Origin of the sequence: Microbacterium sp. NPDC077391, assembly GCF_040686955.1 — a bacterium.
Classification (GTDB): domain Bacteria; phylum Actinomycetota; class Actinomycetes; order Actinomycetales; family Microbacteriaceae; genus Microbacterium; species Microbacterium commune.
Genome location: NZ_JBFBMI010000005.1, coordinates 144,415 through 160,991, shown reverse-complemented (window position 1 = coordinate 160,991; position 16,577 = coordinate 144,415). Strand labels below are relative to the sequence as shown.

At 71.2% G+C, this 16,577-nt stretch carries 11 protein-coding genes; 5 read left to right on the top strand and 6 right to left on the bottom strand.

Annotated elements, in window-relative coordinates:
* Nucleotides 1-37: 37 nt before the first annotated feature.
* From AB0O65_RS13255 to hrpA, 5 genes are all read right to left on the bottom strand, one after another.
* Nucleotides 38-943 (bottom strand): NYN domain-containing protein, encoded by a 906-nt coding sequence (locus tag AB0O65_RS13255; RefSeq protein ID WP_071644206.1) that lies wholly within the window; start codon nucleotides 941-943, stop codon nucleotides 38-40.
* Between the two features lies 1 nt (nucleotide 944).
* Nucleotides 945-1,934 (bottom strand): Gfo/Idh/MocA family oxidoreductase, encoded by a 990-nt coding sequence (locus AB0O65_RS13250; RefSeq protein ID WP_313480365.1) that lies wholly within the window; start codon nucleotides 1,932-1,934, stop codon nucleotides 945-947.
* Between the two features lie 50 nt (nucleotides 1,935-1,984).
* Nucleotides 1,985-3,325 carry an aminotransferase class V-fold PLP-dependent enzyme gene (locus AB0O65_RS13245; protein ID WP_363385749.1) on the bottom strand — a complete coding sequence of 447 codons (1,341 nt, stop codon included), beginning with the start codon at nucleotides 3,323-3,325 and terminating at the stop codon, nucleotides 1,985-1,987.
* Between the two features lie 84 nt (nucleotides 3,326-3,409).
* The gene (locus AB0O65_RS13240; protein WP_363385746.1) at nucleotides 3,410-4,354 is read right to left on the bottom strand and encodes an NADP-dependent oxidoreductase; all 945 of its coding nucleotides are present in this window, start codon (nucleotides 4,352-4,354) and stop codon (nucleotides 3,410-3,412) included.
* Nucleotides 4,355-4,377: 23 nt separating this feature from the next.
* Nucleotides 4,378-8,430 carry an ATP-dependent RNA helicase HrpA gene (gene hrpA, locus AB0O65_RS13235; protein WP_363385743.1) on the bottom strand — a complete coding sequence of 1,351 codons (4,053 nt, stop codon included), beginning with the start codon at nucleotides 8,428-8,430 and terminating at the stop codon, nucleotides 4,378-4,380.
* Between hrpA and AB0O65_RS13230 the strand changes: the two genes are divergently transcribed.
* The 5 genes from AB0O65_RS13230 to AB0O65_RS13210 all read left to right on the top strand — a co-directional run bounded on the left by AB0O65_RS13230 (nucleotide 8,358) and on the right by AB0O65_RS13210 (nucleotide 14,911).
* Entirely contained in the window at nucleotides 8,358-9,791 is a 1,434-nt protein-coding gene (locus AB0O65_RS13230; RefSeq protein WP_363385740.1) for a heparan-alpha-glucosaminide N-acetyltransferase domain-containing protein, read from the top strand. The genes hrpA and AB0O65_RS13230 overlap by 73 nt on opposite strands.
* Nucleotides 9,788-10,624, top strand: a complete 837-nt coding sequence (locus AB0O65_RS13225; RefSeq protein WP_363385737.1) for an aldo/keto reductase — start codon at nucleotides 9,788-9,790, stop codon at nucleotides 10,622-10,624. Before AB0O65_RS13230 ends, AB0O65_RS13225 begins: the two co-directional genes overlap by 4 nt.
* 69 nt (nucleotides 10,625-10,693) lie before the next feature.
* Complete coding sequence (locus AB0O65_RS13220; RefSeq protein WP_363385734.1) at nucleotides 10,694-12,466, top strand: DUF255 domain-containing protein; 1,773 nt, start codon at nucleotides 10,694-10,696, stop codon at nucleotides 12,464-12,466.
* A gap of 40 nt (nucleotides 12,467-12,506) precedes the next feature.
* Nucleotides 12,507-13,916 carry an amino acid permease gene (locus AB0O65_RS13215; RefSeq protein WP_363385731.1) on the top strand — a complete coding sequence of 470 codons (1,410 nt, stop codon included), beginning with the start codon at nucleotides 12,507-12,509 and terminating at the stop codon, nucleotides 13,914-13,916.
* Nucleotides 13,917-13,984: 68 nt separating this feature from the next.
* Entirely contained in the window at nucleotides 13,985-14,911 is a 927-nt protein-coding gene (locus AB0O65_RS13210) for a DUF808 family protein (protein WP_363385728.1), read from the top strand.
* Nucleotides 14,912-14,995: 84 nt separating this feature from the next.
* On the opposite strand, the gene AB0O65_RS13205 is transcribed toward AB0O65_RS13210, so the two are convergent.
* The gene (locus AB0O65_RS13205; protein ID WP_363385725.1) at nucleotides 14,996-16,567 is read right to left on the bottom strand and encodes a phospholipid carrier-dependent glycosyltransferase; all 1,572 of its coding nucleotides are present in this window, start codon (nucleotides 16,565-16,567) and stop codon (nucleotides 14,996-14,998) included.
* Nucleotides 16,568-16,577: the final 10 nt, after the last annotated feature.

Genomic DNA, 16,577 nt, shown 5'->3' with positions numbered 1-16,577 from the left:
ACGACGCGCACGGGGCCGCGCGCCGCCCCGCCGCCGGTCAGGCCTCCTGCAGGCGCACCAGACGCTCGTGTCCGCTCTCCTCCAGAGCGGCGACGTCGTCGCGCGAGCGCAGGAAGTCGTTGAACGACCGGTATCCGAGCGCCTTCTCGCTGAACGAGGGGTCCATCCGGCGCATCTGCGTCTTCACGGCCGAGGCGTGCAGCCATTCATCGGAGTCGGTCTTGTCGTGGCCGAGACGCAGCGCTCGCACGAGAAGCGAGGTCGCCTCGGACTGGTCGTCCTGCTTGGGAGCGGCGGTGCGGGTGCGACGGCTTCGGGTGGTGCTCTTCGGCTCGGGCTTGTCCTTCGCGGACACCTCGGCCGGGGCATCCGCCGTGGGGCGCACGACACCGGGAAGCGAGTCGTACGACTCGAACTCGTCGCAGGCCGCGGCCAGCGACTTGGCCGTGGACCCGGCGACCCCCACGCCGATCACATACCGGCCCAGCCGCTTGCATCGCTGCGCCAGCGGTACGTAGTCGCTGTCGCCGGCGACGATCACCACATGCGTGAGATCCGGCAGCCGGAACATGTCTTCCACGGCATCGACCGCGAGGCGGATGTCAGCACCGTTCTTCGCGTACGCCGCTGCGGGGAACAGCTGCACGAGATCGACCGCACGAGCGACCAGCTGCGAGCGGTACTCGGCGTTCACCGGAGACGACCAGTCGGCGTACGCCCTGGTGAGCACGAGCGTGCCGAAGGACGAGGCGTAGTCGATGATCGCTCCGACCTCGATCGTCGCCTGCTTGAGGCGCTCGGCGACCTCGGCGTCGTTCGGGTTGTCGGTGATGCGCTGGCGATCCTTGCCGTAGGCGTTGCGCCCGTGCACCCGGTCGTACCAGGAGATGACGATGTTGTCGAAGTCGAGGTAGACCGCCACGCGGCCCGTGGTCTCTGCCATGTCAGCTCTCGCTCGGGTAGACGACGCCGATCTGGCGACGGATCTCATCGAGGGCGCCCATGATCTCGACCGACTCCGCGGTCGGCAGCGCGAGTCGAGCGCCGGCGGTGTCGCCTGAGGCGACAGCCGCCTCGGCAGCCAGCGCCTGGTACTGCATGCCGCGGCCCTCGACGTGCGACTCGTACTCCTCGAGCACGGTGCCGTCGGCGGCGATCACACGGAAAGACGTCGGCGTGTACCAGACCCGATCGATCTCGATGCGAGCCTCGGTGCCGAGCACGGCGGCCGTGTTCGGCCCGACGGTGCGCGACGAGGAGAGCGAGGTCGAGATCGCCCCGCCGGCGTGGGTCATGATCGTGGCGACCTCGGCATCCGCCCCCGTGTCCAGCAGGCGCCCGACCGCGGTGATCTGCGTCGGCGCGCCCAGCACGTCCCAGATGAACGAGATCGGGTAGATCCCGAGGTCGAGCAGCGCACCGCCGCCGAGCGAGAGAGCGTTGATGCGGTGCGCGGGGTCGGTCGGCAGGCTCTGGGTGTGGTCCGCGGACACCGAGCGGATCTCGCCGAGCGTGCCCGAGGCGATGACCTCGCGCAGCCGCACCATGTGCGGCAGATATCTGGTCCACATCGCCTCCATGGCGAGCAGGCCCTTCTCCGCGGCGAGCGAGCGGAGGTCATCGGCCTCGGCGCGGTTGACGGTGAACGCCTTCTCGACCAGCACGTGCTTGCCGTTCTGCAGCGCCAGACGGGCATCCTCGTGGTGCATCGGGTGCGGGGTCGCGACGTAGATGATGTCGACCTCGGGGTCTTCGGCGAGGTCGACGTACGATCCGTGCGCGCGGGGGATGTCGAAGCGCGCGGCGAACTCGTCGGCTGACTCCTGAGTGCGTGAGCCCACCGCGACGACGTCGAGGCCTGCGGTGCGCAGGTCGGAGGTGAAGGCTGCGGCGATGCCGCCGGTGGCGAGGATGCCCCATCGAAGTCCGGTCATGGCATCAGCGTATCGGGGCGAGCGACATCCACGGCCAGGAGGCTCTCAGGTCAGCGGGCTGCCACCAGCGCGTCCTCGAGCAGCGGCGCGAGCACCCGGTCGAGATCGGCGATGAGGTCGGCCGGGTCTTCGAGGCCTGCCGAGACCCGGACGGTGTTCACCGAGATGCCGGCCGCCGTTCGCTGATCGGCGGTCAGGTGCGAGTGGGTCATCGACGCCGGGTGCGCCACCATGCTGCGGGCATCGCCGATGTTGGCGACGAGCCGGAACACCCGCAGCTCGTCGACGACCGCGGCGACGCGGTCGAACGACCCGTCGTCCTCGGCGCCCACGATGTCGAACGAGAACACCGAGGGCGCGCCGTTCGGCAGGTAGCGTGCTGCGGCGCCGTGCCACGGGTTGTCGGCGAGCGCAGGGTGGTGCACGCGGGCGACCGCCGGATGCCCGGCCAGATGCTCGGCGATCAGACGCGCTGTCGCCGACTGCCGGGAGACCCGCAGGTCGAGCGTCTCGATGCCCTGCAGGATCTGCCACGCGTTGAACGGCGACAGCGACGGGCCGAGGTCGTGCACGTACTTCGACTTCACCAGCGCGGCGAAGGCATGCCCCTGTCCGAACCGCTCCCACAGCACGAGGTCGCCGAAGCGGGTGTACGGCGCGGTGAACTGCGGCCAGCGCGCGGGGGCGGCGCCGAAGTCGAAGCTGCCCTGGTCGACGACCACGCCGCCGAGTGAACTGCCGTGCCCGGAGAGGAACTTCGTGGCCGAGTGCACGACGAAGTCGGCGCCGTGCTCGCCCGGGCGCACGAGGTGCGGGGTGCCGACGGTGTTGTCGATGACGAGCGGCACGCCGGCGGCGTGGGCCACATCGGCGACGGCGCGGATGTCGAGCACTTGCGCGATCGGATTCGCGACCGACTCGGCGAACAGCAGGCGGGTGCGCGGGGTGATCGCGTCGCGCCAGGCGTCGATGTCGTCCTGGTCGACGAAGGTGACCGAGATGCCGAAGTCGTCGAGTGTCTCCTGCAGCAGATCGATCGTGCCGCCGTACAGCTGGTCGGCGGCGACGATGTGACCTCCGCGGTGCACGAGCGCGAGGATGGTGACGGCCACCGCCGCCTGCCCCGAGGCGACGGCCACCGCGCTGACACCGCCCTCGAGCAGCGCGACGCGCTCTTCGAGGATCTGCTGCGTGGGGTTGGCGTTGCGTCCGTAGATGATGCCCGGCCGCCGCAGCGCGAACAGATCCGCGGCCTCGGCGAGGGAGGTGAACTCGTACGCCGCGGTCTGGTGGATCGGCGGGATGGCGCTGATCGACCCGGTCGGCCGATAGCCGGCCTGCACCTGGGCGGTCGCGAAACCCGGCGTCGTCGCGGTACACGGGGAGCTCATGTGCTCATGATGCTCCGGGACGCACCGTCCGCGCCCATCATGTGTCGAACTGTTGCGGCATGCGTCCGTGTGCGACGGACCGGCTCAGGGGATGAGGATGATCTTGCCGTTCGCGGCGTGCCGTTCGATCAGCTCCTGCGCCATGGCCGCGTCGGCGAGGGGGAGCTCGGGGCCCAGCTCGACCTGGAAGTCGCCCGCCTCGATGAGGTTGATCGTCAGGGGGATCGCCTCCTGCCGCCAGGCCTGCTCCTCGTCGGTGAGCGGCACCGGGCTGCCGCCCGAGAACGCGCGGATGCCGAAGTCGGCGGCATCCGGCCCGCGCACGATCGTCGCGATGCGCTCGCGGTCGGCGACGAGGGCGAGCGAGGCGTGGATCGCCTCGTCGGTGCCCGCGCAGTCGAGGGCGACGCTCACACCCTCCGGCGCGAGTTCACGCACCCTCTCCTCGAGACCGTCGCCGTAGGCGACCGGCTCGGCGCCCAGGGCGCGCAGCTGGTCGAACCGCTCCGGGCTGCTCGTCGCGATGACCCTCGCACCCCACAGCACCGCGTACTGCACGGCGGCCTGGCCGACCGCGCCGGAGCCGGCGTGCACGAGCAGCGTGTCGCCCTGTGCGACGCCGAGCGAGCGCAGGCACTGATACGCCGTCCCGACCGGGATGCCGAGGGCGGCACCCTCTGCCATCGTGACGCCGTCGGAGAGGCGGAACAGCTTCGACACGGGCACGGCGAGGGCGCTGGCGTAGGTGCCGAGGACGTTGTCGATGACGACGCGGTCGCCGATCGCGAACCCCGTGACGCCCTCGCCGAGGCTCGCCACGACGCCCGCGCCGTCGAAGCCGACCCGGCGCGGTTCGACGATGGGAGGCGAGGGACGCGCGCCGCGGCGCAGCTTGGCATCCAGCGGGTTCACCCCGGTCGCCCCGATGCGCACGACGATCTCACCCGACCCGGCGACCGGGTCGGGGATCTCGGTCAGGCGGAGGACGTCGGGGCTGCCGATCTCGGTGTAGACGATTGCGTGAGCCATGGGCCCCACGCTACCCGGGCACGTCAGGGGCGGCTCGCGAGCGCCTTCGTGATGCGCTGCGGCGAGACCGGCTGCGCGGTGCCGAGCCGCTGCGCGAAGACGCTGATCCGGTACTCCTCGAGCAGCCAGCGCACCTCGGCGAGGTGCGCCGGGGCGTCCGCGGGGAGCGGCAGGGCGCCTCCCGCGTCCTCGTACGCCTTCGCGGTCCGCTCGTACTCGGTCATGCGGGCGCGGTCCTTGCCCGGCTCGTTCGCCAGGGTCTTCAGCCGCTCGAGCATCCCGTCGAGGTAGCGGGGCAGGTGCGTGAGCCGCTCGACACCGGTCGCCGAGATGAACCCCGGACGGATCAGCGCGCTCAGCTGCGAGCGGATGTCGTTCAGCGGGCCCAGCAGAGCCAGGGAGTTCTGCGACCGGATGGCCCGCTCGACATCGCGGCTCCGGGCGAGGATCTTCGCGACCAGCGAGACGCAGGCGAAGAGCCGGTCCACGAGCTCGGCGTTGACCTCGTCGCGCACCCGGCGGAACTCCGCCCCGGTGCGGATGACGCCGCCGGGAACGCGGTCGTCGATGAGGGCGCGCACGACCGCGGTGCGGGCGTCTTCGACGAGCGTCGCGACGTTCGGGTAAGGCGAGGCGGCGAGAGCCAGCTTCTCGGGCGCCGTCAGGTGGTTCTGCACGTACAAGGCGGGGGAGGGGACGGTCAGCAGCACGAGACGCAGCACGCCCTCACGGGTCGCGGCGGCCGCGGCATCCGCCGTCGCCTCGACCCGCACCGAGACCGACCTGCCGCGATCGACGATCGCCGGGTACCCGCGCACGGTGCCGCCGGCGACCCTGGTGTCGAGCAGCTCGGGCAGGTCGTCGAAGGTCCAGTCAGTGAGATCGTCGCGCTCGATCGGGCCGCGCGATGACGCCTCGGCCACGCGCTCCGCGCTCCGGCGCGGGGTGCGCGGCTGCTCTGGCCGGTTCAGCGAACGGGTGACGCTCTGCCGCGACCGGTCGGAGAGCCGCTGCTGCAGGGTCTGCAGGTCGCGGCTCGACCCGGCGATGCGACCGCGTTCGTCGACCGCCCGGAAGCCCATCAGCAGATGCCCCGGCACGCGGGCGTCATCGAAGTCCTCGGCCGAGACCGGCTGATTGGCGAGCGGCTGGATGAGCCGGGCCAGAGCCTCCTTGAGCGCACGGGCGGGCAGGCCGGAATGGTGCTCGGGCCCCTCGCCGTCGAGCTGCTCTCCGAACTTCTCGGCCCAGTCCGCGGCGGGCACGACGTGGCGGCGGATCGCCTTCGGCAGGGCGCGGAGCAGGGCGGTGATGAGCTCGGCGCGCAGCCCCGGCACCTGCCAGTCGAAGCCGGTGTCGCGGATCTGCTGCATCAGCGCCAGGGGTATCACGACGCTCACGCCGTCGTCTTCGGCTCCCGGCTCGAAGCGGTAGGCGAGCCCGAGCACCTGGTCGCCCTGCTGCCAGCGCGTGGGGAATTCGCTCTGATCCGTGCGGCTGTCAGCGTCGACGAGGTCGCTCTCGCGCATCGCCAGAAGCTTCGGCGTCTGCTGCAGCGCATCGCGCCACCACTTCTCGAATGAGCGGACGTCGAACACCTCGCGCGGGACGCGCTCGTCGTAGAAGCCGAACACCGCCTCGTCGCCGGCGAGGATGTCACGGCGACGCTCGCGCTCCTCGAGCTTCTCGAGCCGGCGACGCAGATCGGCGTTCGCGCGCCAGAACGCACTCACCCGCTTGTCGAGCCGCGACGGATCCCACTCGCCCTCGACGAGGGCGTGCCGCAGGAACAGCTCGCGTGCGCCGGCGCGGTCGATGCGCGCGAACTGCACTCGGCGCTTCGGGATGATCTCGACGCCGAACAGCGTCACCTTCTCATAGGCGACAGCGGCTCCCGCATCCTTCGACCAGTGCGGCTCGGTCACCTGACGCTTGGCGAGGTCGCCGGCGAGCGCCTCGGCCCAGGCCGGATCGATCGCGGCGACCGTGCGCGCGAAGGTGCGCGACGTCTCGACGATCTCGGCGGCCACCACCGCCTGCGGTGCCTTCTTGCGCAGTCCCGAGCCCGGGAAGATCGAGAACCGGATGCCGCGGGCGCCGCGGTACTCGGCGATGCGGCGAGCCCGGTCGCCCTTCGCCTTGTTGGCGCTGCCGGCCGTGGTGCGCTCGTCGAGGATGCCGATCTGCGAGAGCAGCCCGGCGAGGATCGCCCGATGGATGGCGTCGGGGTCCGTGGTGCCGCCGGCGGCGCCCTTCGGCGTCTTGACGAGTGTGCGCAGCTGGCGGTGCACGTCGAACCATTCGCGGACCCGCACGTAGTTCAGGTGCTCGCTGCGGCACATGCGCCGGAATGCGCTGGAGCCGAGCTCCTTCTGCTGTTCGCGCAGATGGTTCCACAGGTTCAGCAGCGTGAGGAAGTCGCTGGTCGGGTCGACGAAGCGGGCATGCATGCGGTCGGCCTCGTCCCGCAGCGACTGCGGTGCATCGGCGCTGGGCCGCTCGCGCACGTCCTGGATCGACAGCCCGGCCACGATCGCCATGACATCCGCCAGCACGCCGCCGGCGGAGGACGACGCGGCGACGAGCATCCGGGCGAAGCGCGGATCCATAGGCATCCGCGAGATCTCCCGCCCGATCCTCGTCAACCGGGGCTGCGCGCCCCGGGTCACGTCGACCGCGCCGATCTCGGTGAGCAGGTCGAAGGCCGCCTTCACCCCGCGGGAGTCGGGAGGGGTGAGGAAGGGGAACTCGGTGATGTCGCCGAAGCCGAGCGACAGCATCTGCAGCACGACGGACGCCAGCGAGGTGCGCAGGATCTCGGGTTCGGTGAACTCAGGGCGCCCGTCGAAGTCGTCCTCGCCGTACAGCCGGATCGCGATGCCGTCGCTGGTGCGGCCCGCGCGACCGGAGCGCTGGGCGGCGGATGCCTGCGACACCGCCTCGATGGGCAGGCGCTGCACCTTCGAGCGCGGGCTGTAGCGCGAGATGCGGGCGGTGCCCGTGTCGATCACGTACTTGATGCCGGGCACGGTGAGGCTCGTCTCGGCGACGTTCGTGGCGAGCACCACGCGGCGTCGGACACCCGCGACCTTCGACGGCTCGAAGACCCGGTGCTGCTCGGCGGCCGACAGCCGGCCGTACAGCGGCAGCACCTCGACCGGAGAAGTCGCCGATCGGTACGCGCCGCGCACGGCATCCGCCGCATCGCGGATCTCGGCCTCGCCGGGAAGGAACACGAGCACATCGCCCGGCGCCTCGCGGTCGAGCTCGCGCAACGCGGACACGATCGCGGTGACATCGTCCTCGGGCTCGGAGGTCTTCGACGCGTCGTTCTCGCGCTCGTCGACGAGCGGACGGTATCTGATCTCGACCGGGTACGTCCGACCGGAGACCTCGATGATCGGCGCGGGCTCGCCGTTCCCGTCGGCGAAGTGCGTCGCGAAGCTCTCGGGGTCGATCGTCGCCGAGGTGATGATGACCTTCAGGTCGGGGCGCTCGGGAAGGATGCGCCGCAGGTATCCGAGCAGGAAGTCGACGTTGAGCGAGCGCTCGTGCGCCTCGTCGATGATGATCGTGTCGTAGCGGGTGAGCAGCCTGTCGCGGTGGATCTCGTTCAGCAGGATGCCGTCGGTCATCAGCGCGATGCGGGTGGCATCGGAAACCTGATCGGTGAAGCGCACCTTGTAGCCGACGAGGTCGCCGAGCTCGACGTGCAGCTCGTCGGCGACGCGCTCGGCGATCGTGCGCGCCGCCAGCCGGCGCGGCTGGGTGTGCGCGATGCGCTCGCGCCCGAGCTCGAGGCAGATCTTCGGCAGCTGCGTGGTCTTGCCCGAACCGGTCGCGCCGGCGACGATCACGACCTGGTGGTCGCGGATGGCCGCGGCGATCTCGTCGCGCGCCGCGCTGACCGGCAGCTCGGGTGGGAAGGAGATCACGGGCGAAGACATAGCCCTCCATCGTATCGCCGCTGATCCCGTTCCCGCCCGGTCGCTACGATCAGCGAGTGACCGCTGCCCCGCCCGTCTCCACCTCGGACTCGCCCGCCGCCCGACCGCCCGCCGCCTTCGCCCCCGCACGGTGGTGGCGCGAATTCGGCCGCGCGCCGCGCATCATGGGTCTGGACGTCGCCCGCGGCCTGGCCATCCTCGGCATGGTGGGCGCGCACGTCGCGACCACGGCCGACGAGGTGCGCGTGTTCGAGCCCGACACCTGGAGCGCCCTCGTGCACGGGCGCTCGTCGATCCTGTTCGCCGTGCTCGCCGGCATCTCGGTCTCGCTGATGACGGGGCGCACGAGCATCCCGCGTCGCGAAGACCTGGCCCGGCTGCGCCTGAGCCTGATCGGCCGCGGAGCCGCAGTGTTCCTCATCGGCATCGCCCTGGAGCTGCTGGGCACCCCCGTCGCCGTCATCCTCACCGTGTACGGGCTGGTCTACGTCGCGGCGATCCCGATGCTGCGGTGGCGGGTGCGTCATCTGCTGCTGGCAGCGGGCGTCCTCGCCGTCGCGGGGCCGCCTCTGCTCGCGCTGGTGCGGGCGCTGTCGCTGGGGGCGACGGGACCCGGCACCGACCTGGTGCTGTTCGGCACCTACCCGATCACGGTGTGGATGGTGTTCGTGCTGGTGGGGATGGCGATCGGGCGGGTGCGGGTGGACACCGTCCGAACGGCCACGGTTCTGCTGGTGGCGGGCATCGTCTTCGCGATCGGTGGATACGGCCTCGGCGCCCTGGGCGGCGTCCTGATGCCGACCGATGTCGACGACCCCTCGAGCGTCATCGACGGTTCGGACGTCGACAGCGGCGGCGACCTCGAGGAGGCGTCGTCGCCGATCCCCGCGTCCGAGGTGGATCTCGGAGACGCGGTGTGCGACTCGTGGGGCGGAGGGGAGTTCTACTGCTACCCCCAGCCGTCGCGGAGCGAACTCTCCGGCACGCCGTCCGGCTCGTCGTCGAGCTCGTCGCTCGACGAGGAGCTCGACGACGTCAGCGGGTGGGTGGCGTACTCGCAGGCTCTGGCCGAGCAGATGCCCGCCGAGTCGGTCCTGACCGCGCTCGTCTCCACCCACCCGCACTCCGGGGGCACGGCGGAGATCCTCGGATCGGGCGGCTTCGCCGTCGCGCTGATCGGCGCGTGCCTGATCCTCAGCCGTCCCCTGCGCTGGGTGCTGCTGCCGTTCGCGGCGCTCGGCTCCATGCCCCTGACCGCGTACTCGGCTCACATCGTGGCGATCGTCGCCATCGCCGGCCCCGCCGCGCTGCCTGACAGCGACCAGGCCTGGGGCTGGTTCACACTGACGATGCTGCTGGCCGCCACCGCCTGGGCGATGACTCTGGGTCGGGGGCCGCTCGAGAGGCTGGTCGCCCGCGCCGCCGCCGCCATGTCTGCCGGCGCCGCCGCGGCGCCGGCAGCACGTGATCGACCTAGGCTGGATGGATGACGATTCCCACACTCGAACTCAACGACGGGCACACGATCCCTCAGCTCGGCTACGGCGTCTTCCTGGTGCCGGCCGACGACGCCGAGCGCGCGGTGACCGAGGCGCTCGAAGCCGGCTACCGGCACATCGACACCGCCGCGATCTACCGCAACGAGGAGGGCGTGGGCGCGGCCATCGCGAAGAGCGGCATCCCGCGCGACGAGCTCTTCATCACCACCAAGCTGTGGAACGACCGTCATGACGGCGATGAGCCCGACAAGGCGATCGACGAGAGCCTCGAGAAGCTCGGCCTCGACGCCGTCGACCTGTACCTGGTGCACTGGCCGACGCCAGCCAACGACAACTACGTCCACGCGTGGCAGAAGATGATCGGCATCCGCGAGCGGGGACTCGCCCGCTCGATCGGCGTCTCGAACCATCTCGTGCCGCACCTCGAGCGCCTCGTCGCCGAGACCGGGGTCACCCCCGCGGTGAACCAGATCGAGCTGCACCCGGCGTACCAGCAGCGCGAGATCACCGAGTGGGCGGCCGAGCACGGCATGCGCATCGAGTCGTGGGGCCCGCTGGGCCAGGGCAAGTACGACCTGTTCGGTGCCGAGCCAGTCGCGTCCGCTGCGGCGGCGACCGGTCGCACGCCCGCCCAGGTGGTGCTGCGCTGGCACCTGCAGAAGGGCTTCATCGTGTTCCCGAAGTCGGTGCGCGCCGAGCGCATGCGCGAGAACCTCGACGTGTTCGACTTCGAGCTCGACGACGCGCAGATGACCGCGATCGACGGACTCGACCCGCTCGACGGCTCGGGCCGCGTCGGCACCCACCCGAACGACCTGAACTGACCCGCTCCCGAGACCCCCTGCCGCCGGTCGACCGGCCTGCGGCAGGGGGTCTCGGCGTACCGTGGGTGCATGACCAACCGGCTCGCCGACACGCTCAGCCCGTATCTGCGGGCGCACGCCGACAACCCCGTCGACTGGCATCCGTGGGGCGAGGAGGCGTTCGCCGAGGCCCGGCGCCGCGACGTGCCGCTGCTCGTCTCGATCGGCTACTCCACCTGCCACTGGTGCCACGTGATGGCGCGCGAGTCGTTCGCCGACGACGCCACCGCGGCGCAGATCAACGCCGCGTTCGTGCCGGTGAAGATCGACCGTGAGGAGCACCCCGAGGTCGATGCGGCCTTCATGGCGGCGGCCTCGGCCTTCACCCGAAGCCTCGGCTGGCCGCTCACGGTGTTCGCCACCCCCGCCGGCCGCACCTTCTACGCCGGCACGTACTTCCCTCCGCAGGCCCGCGGTGGGGTGCCGTCGTTCCGCGACGTGCTGACGGCCGTGAACGAGGCGTGGACCGAGCGTCGCGCCGAGGTGGAGGAGTCGGCGGATGCCGTGGCCGACGCCCTGCGGCAGGCCGCGACCGCCGACGCAGGCGGGATGCCGGGCGCGGAGGCCATCGCGGCTGCCGCCGCGGCGATCATGCAGCGGGAGGATCATCGCCACGGCGGGTTCGGCGGGGCTCCGAAGTTCCCCATGGCGACCACGCTGCGCTTCCTGCAGCACCCGCTGGCACAGGGCGCGGATGCTGCGCGTCGAGCGATCGACGCGATGGCGGCGTCGCCGCTGCGCGACGAGATCGACGGGGGCTTCTTCCGCTACGCGACCCAGGCCGACTGGAGCGTGCCGCACTACGAGCGGATGCTGATCGACAACGCCCAGCTGATCGACGTCGCGCTCGCCGCAGGGCGCGACGACGTCGTGCGCGGCATCGTCGGGTTCCTGCTCGGCGTGCTGCGCCGCGACGGCGGTGCGTTCGGCGCCGCGCAGGACTCCGAGTCGTGGATCGACGGCGAGCGCAGCGAGGGCGGCTACTACCGCGCGGATGCCTGGGACAGGGCATCCCTCCGCCCTCCCGCTGTCGACGGCAAGGTGCTCACCGGCTGGAACGGGCTCGCGATCGGCGCGCTCGCGCGCGCTGGAGCACGGCTGGACGAGCAGGAGTGGGTGGATGCCGCGGCGGCCGCCGCCGACCACGTGCTGCGCGTGAACCGCTCCGCGACGGGAGCTCTCGTGCGCTCCTCGCTGGACGGTGCGGCAGCCGCGGCCGTCGCCACGGCCGCGGACGTCGGGCTGCTCGCGGACGGCCTGCTCGCCCTCGCCCTCGCCACGGGCGAGGCGTCCTGGGCGACCCGGGCGCTGGCCGTGCTCGAGGAGCCCCTCGTCGCCGATCCGGTGCTGTCGGCGCAGGGGCTCGCGGCTGCCGGTGACGACAGCGACGGCGATCTGCCCTCGGGGGTGGCGTCGCGGGCATCCGCTCACCTCACCGCCTGGCTGCTCGGCGCGGGAGACGAGCATCGCGAGCGCGCCGTCGCGCTGTGCGCGCCGCTCGTCGAGCGCGCGCTGCAGCATCCGCTCGCCTACGGCGCCCTGCTGCGGCTGTGCGCGACGCTCGCCGCCCCATCTCGCCAGGTCGTCGCCGTCGTCGAACACCGGCAGGGGGCGCTCGCGGACGCTGCCCGTCGCGTCGAGGCCGACGTGGTCGCGGTGGTGTCTCCGGCCCAGGCCCGCGGGTTCGCGGATGCCGGGTTCTCGCTGTTCGAGGGCAAGGACGCTGCCGACGGCGTCGCCTACGACTGTCGGGACTTCGTGTGCCGTCTGCCGACGGTCGACCCGTCCGCGCTGTCCGTATGATGGCACGGGCCGTACCCGGCCCGGACGAGGAGGTCTCACGATGACCGAGGTGCCGCTGACGACGACGACCACGAAGGGTCTGCATCCCGGGCTCACCCGCCGGCAGATCTCGATGATGGGTCTGGGCGGCGCGATCGGCGCGGGGCTCTTCGTCGGCTCGGGGCAGGCCATCGGCATCGCCGGGCCCGCCGTGCTGGTGTCGTACCTCATCGCCGGCACCGTGGTCATCCTCGTCATGGCGATGCTCGCCGAGATGGTCGCCGCGCGCCCCAGCTCGGGCGCGTTCAGTTCGTTCGCGCAGCGCGCGATGGGCCGCAGCGCCGGAAGCGCCGTCGGATGGCTGTACTGGATTCAGCTCGTGGTGGTGATCGCCGCGGAGGCGACCGGAGCGGCAGGCATCATCGAGGGGTGGGTGCCCGGCGTCCCGGCATGGCTGTGGGTGCTGATCTTCGTCGCCGCGCTCACCGCTGTGAACCTGTTCGGCGTGCGCAACTACGGGCGGTTCGAGTTCTGGTTCGCGGCGATCAAGGTCTTCGCGATCATCGCGTTCCTGGTGGTGGGGGCGTGCGCGATCCTCGGGCTCATCCCCGGCGTGCCCGCCACCGGCGTCGGCAACCTGTTCGCGCACGGCGGGTTCGCGCCGCACGGGATCACGGGCATCGCCGCCGCCCTGCTCGTCGTCGTGTTCGCCTTCGGCGGCACCGAGGTCGTCGCCATCGCCGCAGCCGAATCCGACGACCCGACCAACAACATCAGGCGGATCGTGCGCGAGGTGATGGTGCGCATTCTCGTGTTCTACCTGGGGTCGATCTTCGTGATCGTCGCGGTGCTGCCGTGGAACTCGCCCGAGGTGCTGGAGGGGCCGTTCTCGGCCGTGCTGGCCACCCTGCAGGTGCCCGGCGTCGACCTGGTGATGTCGCTGATCGTGGTGATGGCGCTGCTGTCGGCGATGAACGCCAACATCTATGGCGCGTCGCGCATGGCGTACTCGCTCGGCGAACGCGGACTCGCGCCGCTGGCATCCACCCGCACCAGCGCCGCCGGCGTGCCCTACGTCGCGGTGCTCGCATCTGTCGCCTTCGGGTTCGTCACGGTCGTGCTGAACTGGGCGTTCCCCGAGACCGTGCTCGGGCTGCTGCTGAACATCGTCGGCTCGACGGTGCTCGTCATCTGGACGGCCACGGTCATCTCGCAGATCATCCTGCGGCGCCGGGCCGACCGCGACGGCGAGCATCTGCCGATGCGCATGTGGGGCTTCCCCTGGCTGTCGTGGCTGGCCCTGGCTCTGCTCGGGACGATCATCGCCCTCGCCATGATCGATCCGACCGCCCGCATCCAGCTGCTGCTGACGCTCGCACTCACCGCGGCGCTGCTGATCGTCGCGCGGCTCACCCGCGGGCGCGCACGCCGCGGCGTGATCCGACAGTCCGACGACACGCGTGCGCGGTGAGGCGCGAGCAGGCACAGTAGTCTTGCAGGCCGGAGCGCGCACACCGTGCACTCCGGGGGAGGAATCGCATGTCGGTTGGTCTGCTGGCGGTCGTCGACGACATCCTGAGCGCGGCGATGAAGGCATCCGCCAAGGCCGCGGGTGTCGTGATCGACGACGCGGCCGTCACTCCGCAGTACGTGCAGGGGCTCACTCCGGCGCGTGAGCTGCCGGTGGTCGGCAAGATCGCGCTCGGTTCGATCGCGAACAAGTTCCTCATCATCATCCCCATCGCGCTGGTGCTGACCGCCTTCGCGCCGTGGGTGCTGCCTTATCTGCTGATCATCGGCGGCACCTACCTCTGCTTCGAGGGTGCAGAGAAGGTGCTCGAGTGGTTCGGCTTCGCCCACGGTCACGCCGACGAGGGCGCGCGTGACGAGAAGCGGCTCGTGTGGGGTGCGATCCGCACCGACCTGATCCTGTCGACCGAGATCATGCTCATCTCGCTCGCGAGCCTCGACTCGAGCCTCGGCACCTGGCAGACGCTCGGTGTGCTGGCCGTCATCGCGCTGCTCATGACCGGAGTCGTGTACGGCGCGGTGGCGCTGCTGGTCAAGCTCGACGACATCGGACTGAAGATGGCGAAGAACCCGGTGCGCAACGTGCGCCACACCGGGACCCGGATCGTGCGGTCGATGCCCGCGGTGTTCCGTGTGATCAGCGTCGTCGGCACGGTGGCGATGCTGTGGGTCGGCGGTCACCTCGTCGTCGTCAATCTCGGCGAGGTGGGTCTGCACGCGCCCGCCGATCTGCTGCACGGTGTCGACGAGCTGCTCGCCTCATTCGGCGGCTTCGTCGTCTGGCTCGGCAACACCGCGATGTCTGCGGTCGCCGGGATGCTCGTCGGCCTGGTCGTCGTGGGCGTCGTGCTGCTGATCGGGAAGCTCCTGGGCAAGAGCCCCACGTTCGATGAGGCGCACCGCGCCGCGCACGTGGACCCGGAGACGGTGGTCTGACTCAGCCCGCCTTGCGCGAATGCCGGCGCGCGGCGCGCTCGTTGCCCCGCCGGTAGTCGCCGGTCAGGCGCGCCCGCCCGAGGGTCAGATCCAGCCCGGCAGCCAGTTGTGGATGAGCCAGAACGGGTAGGGCACGCTCATGCCGGTCCACACCGGGTAGAAGAACGCCGAGACGAGCACGACGATCACGAGATAGACGGTCACCGTGCGCTGCCCGGCGGTGCGGCGGTGCAGGGTGGCGGAGCGGCGGCCGGCGAGCTCACGCAGCGCCACGGTCAGCGCCAGGATGAGGAACGGCACCATGACGACCGTGTAGAACTGGAAGATCGTGCGGTTCGGCACGAGCAGCCACGGCACGTACGTGGCGAGCAGGCCGACCAGGGCCACCGTGTGCGCGGGGCCCAGCGGTGCGCGCTCGATGAGTCCTCGCACGAAGCGGTAGAGCAGATAGAGGGCGGCAGCGACGCCGCCGTACCAGATCAGCGGGTTCGGCACCGACGAGATCACCGCGATGCAGTGCTCGGTGCCGCAGCCGGTCGGTTCGGAGCCCACCCAGACGGCGGTGGGTCGCAGCAGCAGCGGCCACTGCCACGCCGGGCTCGCGTAGGCGTGCGGGCTGGCCAGGCCGATGTGGAAGCCGTACATCGACTCGTGGTACCTCCACAGCGCGACCAGCGGGTTCGCGTCGGCGCCGCGGTCGTAGCCTCCCGCCGTGACCAGCCAGCCGGTCCACGACACGAGATAGGTCAGCAGCGCCGGGCCCACCATCAGCACGAAGGAAACGGGACCCTGGCGCAGCACGGCATCGCTCGGCCACAGCGGGATGCCCGCTCGGCGGCGTGCCAGGGCATCGGTGATGACGACGTACAGACCGAAGACGGCCAGGGCGTACAGGCCGGACCACTTCACCGCCGACGCCGCCCCCAGCGTGACGCCGGCCGCGATCAGCCAGGGCCGCGACCACAGCACCGGGCCGGTCAGACGTACGGGCGCGTCGTCGGCATCCGCTCGACGCCGGACGACGATCCGCGCGTCGAGCAGCGGCAGGGAACGATCCCGGTCGAGCAGCACGAACAGGAACCCCAGCAGGATGAAGAACGTGAGCACACCGTCGAGCAGCGCGATGCGGCTCATCACGATGCCGAGCCCGTCGACGGCGAGCAGACCGCCCGCGATGGTCGCGAACACCCGTGAGCGAGTCAGGTGCAGCGCGACCAGGTACAGCACCAGCACGGTGAGCGAGCCGAGCACGGCCGTCGTGAGCCGCCAGCCGGCGCTGGATCCGGGCCCCAGCAGGGCCATGCCGAGTGCGATGATCCACTTGCCGAGCGGCGGATGCACGACATACGACCCGGTCGTCTGCATGGCGGAGTCGTCGCCCTGCGGCAGTGCCGCATCGGCGCCGTCGCCCCACGTGCCCTCGTAGCCGAGGTTCCACAGCGACCAGGCGTCTTTGACGTAGTAGGTCTCGTCGAACATGATCTCGTGCGGATGCGAGAGGTTCGTCAGCCGCAGCACCGCCGCGAGCAGGGTGACCAGCAGCGGGGCCAGCCAGCTCAGGGCCCGGGATCGGGCGGCATCCGCGAGCGCCCACGCGACGAGTCGCTCCCCGCGGGTCGCAGAGCGCGGCGGCGTCGGGGGCGCGGGCAGGGTCACCAGATCAGCC

Coding starts and splice junctions, on each gene's coding strand:
- AB0O65_RS13255 (WP_071644206.1), bottom strand. CDS start 943: ATGGCAGAGACCACGGGCCGCGTGGCGGTCTACCTCGACTTCGACAAC.
- AB0O65_RS13250 (WP_313480365.1), bottom strand. CDS start 1,934: ATGACCGGACTTCGATGGGGCATCCTCGCCACCGGCGGCATCGCCGCA.
- AB0O65_RS13245 (WP_363385749.1), bottom strand. CDS start 3,325: ATGAGCTCCCCGTGTACCGCGACGACGCCGGGTTTCGCGACCGCCCAG.
- AB0O65_RS13240 (WP_363385746.1), bottom strand. CDS start 4,354: ATGGCTCACGCAATCGTCTACACCGAGATCGGCAGCCCCGACGTCCTC.
- AB0O65_RS13225 (WP_363385737.1), top strand. CDS start 9,788: ATGACGATTCCCACACTCGAACTCAACGACGGGCACACGATCCCTCAG.
- AB0O65_RS13220 (WP_363385734.1), top strand. CDS start 10,694: ATGACCAACCGGCTCGCCGACACGCTCAGCCCGTATCTGCGGGCGCAC.
- AB0O65_RS13215 (WP_363385731.1), top strand. CDS start 12,507: ATGACCGAGGTGCCGCTGACGACGACGACCACGAAGGGTCTGCATCCC.
- AB0O65_RS13210 (WP_363385728.1), top strand. CDS start 13,985: ATGTCGGTTGGTCTGCTGGCGGTCGTCGACGACATCCTGAGCGCGGCG.